Annotated in this window: 6 protein-coding genes; all 6 read right to left on the reverse strand. The window is 74.9% G+C overall.

The window, feature by feature from the left end; genetic code table 11:
• Positions 1-366, reverse strand: a 366-nt coding sequence (locus tag CCN56_RS33115; RefSeq protein WP_179200065.1) for an alcohol dehydrogenase catalytic domain-containing protein, incomplete at its 3' end; no start/stop codon positions are given.
• Position 367: 1 nt separating this feature from the next.
• Entirely contained in the window at positions 368-1,213 is an 846-nt protein-coding gene (locus CCN56_RS33120) for a sugar phosphate isomerase/epimerase (RefSeq protein WP_086831548.1), read from the reverse strand.
• Positions 1,210-2,001, reverse strand: a complete 792-nt coding sequence (locus CCN56_RS33125; RefSeq protein ID WP_086831549.1) for an SDR family NAD(P)-dependent oxidoreductase — start codon at positions 1,999-2,001, stop codon at positions 1,210-1,212. The genes CCN56_RS33120 and CCN56_RS33125 overlap by 4 nt, the downstream gene beginning before the upstream one ends.
• Positions 1,995-3,143: an alcohol dehydrogenase catalytic domain-containing protein gene (locus CCN56_RS33130; protein WP_086831550.1), complete on the reverse strand. Its 1,149-nt coding sequence runs from the start codon at positions 3,141-3,143 to the stop codon at positions 1,995-1,997. The genes CCN56_RS33125 and CCN56_RS33130 overlap by 7 nt, the downstream gene beginning before the upstream one ends.
• Positions 3,140-4,216 (reverse strand): ROK family protein, encoded by a 1,077-nt coding sequence (locus CCN56_RS33135; protein WP_179200066.1) that lies wholly within the window; start codon positions 4,214-4,216, stop codon positions 3,140-3,142. Before CCN56_RS33135 ends, CCN56_RS33130 begins: the two co-directional genes overlap by 4 nt.
• Positions 4,213-5,436: a sedoheptulose 7-phosphate cyclase gene (locus CCN56_RS33140; RefSeq protein ID WP_086831552.1), complete on the reverse strand. Its 1,224-nt coding sequence runs from the start codon at positions 5,434-5,436 to the stop codon at positions 4,213-4,215. Before CCN56_RS33140 ends, CCN56_RS33135 begins: the two co-directional genes overlap by 4 nt.
• Between the last annotated feature and the right edge of the window lie 192 nt (positions 5,437-5,628).

Raw genomic sequence — 5,628 nt, forward strand, 5'->3', positions numbered from 1 at the left:
CCGTACGACGGCCTGCTCCAGCTGCTCCTTCGAGCCCCGTACGAAGACGTACTCGGCGAAGCCGGTGGTGCGGTGGGGCGTGATGTTCGGATTGAGCGTGACGGTGTCACCCGCCTCGAACCCGCTGCGGGACCCCGCGAAGAAGACGGAGCCCACGAGCTCGTGGCCGAACAGCGGCCCCCGGTCCTCGGGGACGTCGCGCGAGCCGAGGATCTCCTTGACGTCGGCGCGGCAGATGCCCATGTGGTCGGGCCTGATGACGACGGTGTCGTCACCGAGCGTCTCGTGCGGGAAGGCGTGCGCGCCGAAGCTCACCACGCCGTCCCTCAGCCTGGTCGTCTCGTACGTCGACGGAACGGTGGACATGTCAGCTCCTTGGGTGGTCCGGGGCAGTGGCCGGCAGCTCCGCCCGCGCGGCGCGGACGCGGGCCCGCCCGATGTCGAGGGCGAGGCGCCGGAGGTCGCCGTCGCGGTAGTCGTTCTCGAGGACCAGCGCGTCGGGGGACGCGCCCGTGTGTGCGAGGAGGGCGGCGAGGGCCTCCCACACCCCGCCGTCCCCGTCCCCGAGCAGCTCCCGGCCCACGACGCCGCCGGTGCCGTCCTTGAGGTGGACCTGCGGCGCGATCCACGGGTGCGTCGCCTCGATCAGTGCCAGGACGTCGACCCCGTACACCCGCGGGTTGTACGTGTCGAGCACCAGCCGGAAGGAGGGGACGGCCACCTGCTCCACGAGGGCGCGCGCGGCGGCGGGACGCAGGGCGTTCTCGCCGGCCAGGAGCAGTCCGCGCGCGTCGGCCTCCCGGGCAGCCCAGGCCAGGACGTCCGCGGTGCGCCTCAGGTCGTCCGGGCCGTCGATGGCGCTGCGGCGGAAGCTCGGGACGAACGCCAGGGGCGCGCCCAGGGCCCGGGCCGTGTCCAGGACGCGGACCAGGACGCGCCGGGCGCGCAGCGCGTCCCGGCTGCCGGCCGGCGCCGTGAGCCCGATGTCGTTGAGGGTGTTGCCCGCGACCCCGAGCAGCTCCACGCCGTGCGCGGCGCAGTCGTCACGGAGCCGGTCCACGGTGCCCGGCGTGTCGAGCCACGGCCCCCGGCCCGGGCCGCCGAGGTCGAGCTGGAGGCCGTCGGCGCCCGCCCGCCGGGCCAGCGCGGCGGCGCCGAAGTGGTCCCCCGGCAGCCGCCAGCCGGCGAGTCCCACCCGGGGGGACCGGGTCACGACGCCGTCCGCGCGGTGAGGGCCCGGCTCTGGGAGACGGGCATCCCGTCACCGACCGGACGCCAGGCGCCGGAGCCGTCGACCACGAGGTGCGCGCCGTGCAGTCCGGCACCGGACGTCGCCGCCAGCTCGCGGGCCAGCGGTCCGAAGCCGGTCGGCGTCATGTAGGTGCTGTAGTCGAAGTCCTCGGGGCGGCGGCGCCGGATCCCGGGGGTGTCGACCATGCCGGCGGGGAGGGCCTGGACGATGCGCAGGGCCTCCCCGCCGGGCGATTCGGCGCTCTCCTCCTGGGCGACGGAGTCGAGCAGCGCCGAGGCGGCGGCCTTCGAGGCGGCGTACCCGGACCGGCCGGGACCCGCGTTGTAGACGACCTCGGAGGAGATCCCGAGGAGCACGCCGGGGGAGTCGGGGCGGCGCAGCGCCGGGAGCGTCCGGTCCAGCGTCAGCCAGAGGCCGTGCAGGTTGACGTCGATCTGGCGGCGCCACTCGGCCACGTCGCAGTCCCGGAACAGGGCGCGCCCGGCGCCGTAGTGGACCGCCGAGTAGCAGACGGCGCGCAGGGGTTCCGCCGCCGCCGCGTCCAGGGCCTCGACGACCCGGTCGGGGTCCGTGAGGTCCACGGCCGTCCAGCGGAGCCGGTCGGCACCCGGGCCGGCCGGGGCGGACCTGCTGAGCACCGTCACGTCGAGGCCCGCGTCGGCCCAGGCGTCGGCGATGCCGCGGCCTATGCCCGTCGAGCCGCCGATCACCAGCGCGCGGCGGTCGTTCTGACCTTGTGCTGTCACCATCTCTCCTTGAGTGGGGCCGGTGCCGGGGCGAAGCGCACGGCGAGTTTGAGGAGCCGGTTCCCGTCGACGGTCCGTCGGCGGCCGACCGAGAGGTCGTTCATGATGCGGGCGGCCTCGGCGGGCTCCACGACGTGGGTCACCAGGTCGCGGTAGAGCTCCGGGTGGCGCCACAGCTCGGCGGCGGCCTCCAGGAGGTGGCCGTTGCCCACGCCGCGGTGGCCGGTCAGCCGGACGCGCCGGCCCTCGGCCGTGGTCGCCTCGGTGAACACCGCCGGCACGGGGCGCCCGGCGCAGTTGGCGGCCCGCACCGCCGCGAGGTCGACCCCGGGCAGGAGGTCACTGTCGGCGCCCGGCGGGAGGCCGCCGAACAGGTCGACGGTCAGGTCGCCGCCGCCGAGCCGCAGGGCGGAGGCGAGGGCGTCCAGGGTCCCGTCGCGCGGGGTGGCGAGCAGGGCGGCCGTGGGCCCGTCGCCGACCGGCGGCAGCCCGCCCGGGGCCGCGCCGCCCACCGGCTCCGTGCCGGGAACGGGGTGCCGTTCGCTCCACCGGCGCCCCTCGGGCGTGTGGTGCACGAGCAGGACGCGGACGTCCGCCCCGAGCAGGCCGCGGGCGGCGCGCACGGCGAGCTGGCCGATGTTCCCGTCGCCGTACACGACCAGGGTGCGCGGGCGGGCCGCCGCCAGGAGGCCGAGGGCGTACCGTACGGCCGCCAGCGGTTCGACGAGGGTGCCGAGCTCGGCGTCGGGCACCTGCTCCAGGGGGACGACGAGGCCGCCCCGCACCGCCGTGGCGGGGATGAGGGTGAACTCCTGGAGCAGGCCGTCGACGTTGTGCCCGAGCAGGAAGGACGGGTCGTCCCCGTGGGTCGGGTTGACGACGACGGGGGTGCCGGGCGCCAGGGACCCGGGGACGCCCGGGCCGGCGGCGACCACCCGGGCGACGCCCTCGTGGCCGATGACGGGCGCCGGGTCGTCGCGCAGCCCGCGCAGCATCTGGATGTCCGTCCCGCACAGCCCCGCCACCGGGGTGGTCACCAGCAGTTCACCCGGGGAGGGGCACGGGGTGGGGCGCAGGCGCAGCCGGACCTTCCCCGCCTCGCGGACGAGCGCCCGGTGGCTGGCAATGTCCTCCGGCGCCGTCATGCCGCCGCCCCGGAGGGCGCGGACACGACCGGGACCGCGGGAGCGGCGGCCGTCGCGGCGTGGGCCGCGATCCCCGCGCCCACCAGGCCGTCGGCCTCCCCGGGGGCGGTGACGGTGATGCGCCGCTCCCACCAGTCGGGGGTGTGCTCGCTGGTCAGGTACAGCCCCTGCCGGGCGAGGGACCTCAGCAGGGCGCGCCGGTAGTGGTCGCCGAGGCCGTGCACGACGCCGCCGGTCAGGACCGCCTCGTCGATCTCGGGATCGAGGCACAGGGCGGTGCGCAGGACGTCCGCGACGGGAGCGGTGACCGCGTCGAGCAGTTCGCCCGCGAGGGCGTCCCGCTCGTCGAGGGCCCCGCGCAGCGCCTCCTCGAAGCCGAGGCCGCCGGCCGTCAGGGCACCGAGCCGGGACTCCGACCAGCGGCCGGGCTCCCGCTCCTTGAGGACGTCCGCGGCCCGCGCGATGCCGGGGCCGGAGGAGTACGCCGCCAGGTGCCCCGGCTTCCCGCAGTCGCAGGTCGCTTCGAGCGGCCGTCCGGCCAGTTCCGCGTGGGCCGGCAGATGGCCGATCTCGCCCTGCAGCCCGCTGCTGTCCACCGGGATCAGGCCCCGCCGCCGGTCGATGACGCGGCAGGCGATGCCCGAACTGACGGTGGCCAGCAGGATCTTGCGGTGCGCGCCGCGGCCGGGATGCGCGGCGGCGTGCAGCAGCGCGGCCGTGACGTCGTTGACGATGTGCCAGTCGACGTCGCGGCGCCGGGCCGTGAGCGCCGCCCGCAGGTCGTACGGCTCGCTGTGCTCGCCCCACAGGGGCGCGGAGGCGTAGACGAGGCCGGAGCGGTGGTCGAGCGCGGCGCCGAAGGAGACGCCGGCCACGGCGCCCGGGGTCTCCGGCACCGCGTCGCACAGGTCCTTGACCATCATGGCCCGGAGCTCGGCGACGCCGGCGCGGGGGAAGCGCCTGAAGCTGGGGGAGGGGCGCGAAGTGCGGGCGCGCAGTTCGCCCCCGGGCAGCCACCACGCCTGGCGGATGTGGGTACCGCCGACGTCGAAGACGGTGACGGCGGCGCTCATATCGCGGCGCCGGCGAGCTCGCCGTTCCTGGTGGCCTTCCATCCGGTGACGAAGTCCAGCGCGCGGCCGAGCTCTTCCGGGGTGAGGTCGTTGGCGAAGACCACGGATCCGATGCCCCGGGTGAGGGGCACGCGCTGGAGCCCGTCGCGGTGCTTGACCGCGTCCCCCAGGGCCTCTTCGAGGAGTTCCCGGGTGAAGGTCGGGTGGGCGACGGGCAGGCCGAGGGCCTGCATCAGCCTCAGCGCCCGGTCGGTGTCCTCCTCCGACAGGTGCCCGCGCAGGTGGGCGAGGGCGAGGCAGATCGCCATGTCGACGGCCACGGCCTCGCCGTGCAGCAGAGGGGGGTCGGCCCGCAGTTCCAGGGAGGGGCTGAAGGTGTGGCCGTAGTCGACCGACCTCTCCAGGACCTGCTCCCAGAGGTTGGGCTCCAGCTCGTCGAGCATGCCGGAGATCGCCCTGGACAGGACCTCGCTCACCGCGGAGCCGCAGCCGGCCAGGGTGTCGGAGGTGATGGTGCCGGCGGTGGCCTCCAGCAGGTCGAAGAGGGCGGCGTCCTTGACCAGCGCCATCTTGACGATCTCGGCCATGCCGTTGGCCACGTGCCGCGGGTCGATGGTACGGAGGAACTCGGGGTCGATCAGGGCGAGTTCCGGTGCGAAGTAGGAGCCCAGGCGGTTCTTGTGGTGACCGTAGTTGATCCCGGTCTTGACCCCGATGCCCGCGTCGATCTGGCCGATCAGCGTGGTGGGGACGCGGATGTAGGGCACGCCGCGGCGGTACATGCTCGCGGCGAAGCCGACGATGTCCAGGACGACGCCGCCGCCGACGGCGACGACCTTCTCGGCGCGGCGCAGGATCCCCATGCGCGACATGGCCTCGGTGACGAGGATGGCCTGTTCCAGGTACTTCGCCTCCTCGTCGCCCTGGACGACCTGCCAGGTCGCCTCGATCCGCCAGTGGGCGAAGTACGCCTCGAACCGGTCCCGGTAGAGCGCGTCGACGGTGGCGTCGATGACCACGAGGGAGCGGAAGGGGCGTCCCCAGCCGCCGCCGCAGGCGTGGGCGAGGGTGGGGTTCTCGGGGTCGAGCAGCCCGCGCACCATGCTGACGCTGTAGGCGACGGGCTGTTTGGCCCGTACGTTCCAGTGCAGCCCGGGGGGCTTGGGAAGGTCGGCGGTCGAATTCAGGCCGGCGGGCCGGGGCGTTGCGGTACCAGGCATGGCGGGACCTCCACGGATTCGATGGGGACCAATGGCGGCAAACCGTCCGAAGCGGGCCGGCCATCGAGTTCGAACGCTAGGTCGTCACATGAATGCATTTCAACGTGACCGTGGTCACAGTAGATGCATTCACATGCATGGAAATGAGCGTGCCGGAACCGGACCGGCGGGACTCGGGGGAGAGTGCGGGAG

The organism is Streptomyces sp. NRRL B-24572 (genome assembly GCF_002156145.1).
Classification (GTDB): Bacteria; Actinomycetota; Actinomycetes; order Streptomycetales; family Streptomycetaceae; genus Streptomyces; species Streptomyces vietnamensis.

What these genes read in the sequence shown, in the direction of transcription:
- CCN56_RS33140 (WP_086831552.1), bottom strand. Translation starts at nt 5,436, where the DNA reads ATGCCTGGTACCGCAACGCCCCGGCCCGCCGGCCTGAATTCGACCGCC.
- CCN56_RS33125 (WP_086831549.1), bottom strand. Translation starts at nt 2,001, where the DNA reads ATGGTGACAGCACAAGGTCAGAACGACCGCCGCGCGCTGGTGATCGGC.
- CCN56_RS33135 (WP_179200066.1), bottom strand. Translation starts at nt 4,216, where the DNA reads ATGAGCGCCGCCGTCACCGTCTTCGACGTCGGCGGTACCCACATCCGC.
- CCN56_RS33130 (WP_086831550.1), bottom strand. Translation starts at nt 3,143, where the DNA reads ATGACGGCGCCGGAGGACATTGCCAGCCACCGGGCGCTCGTCCGCGAG.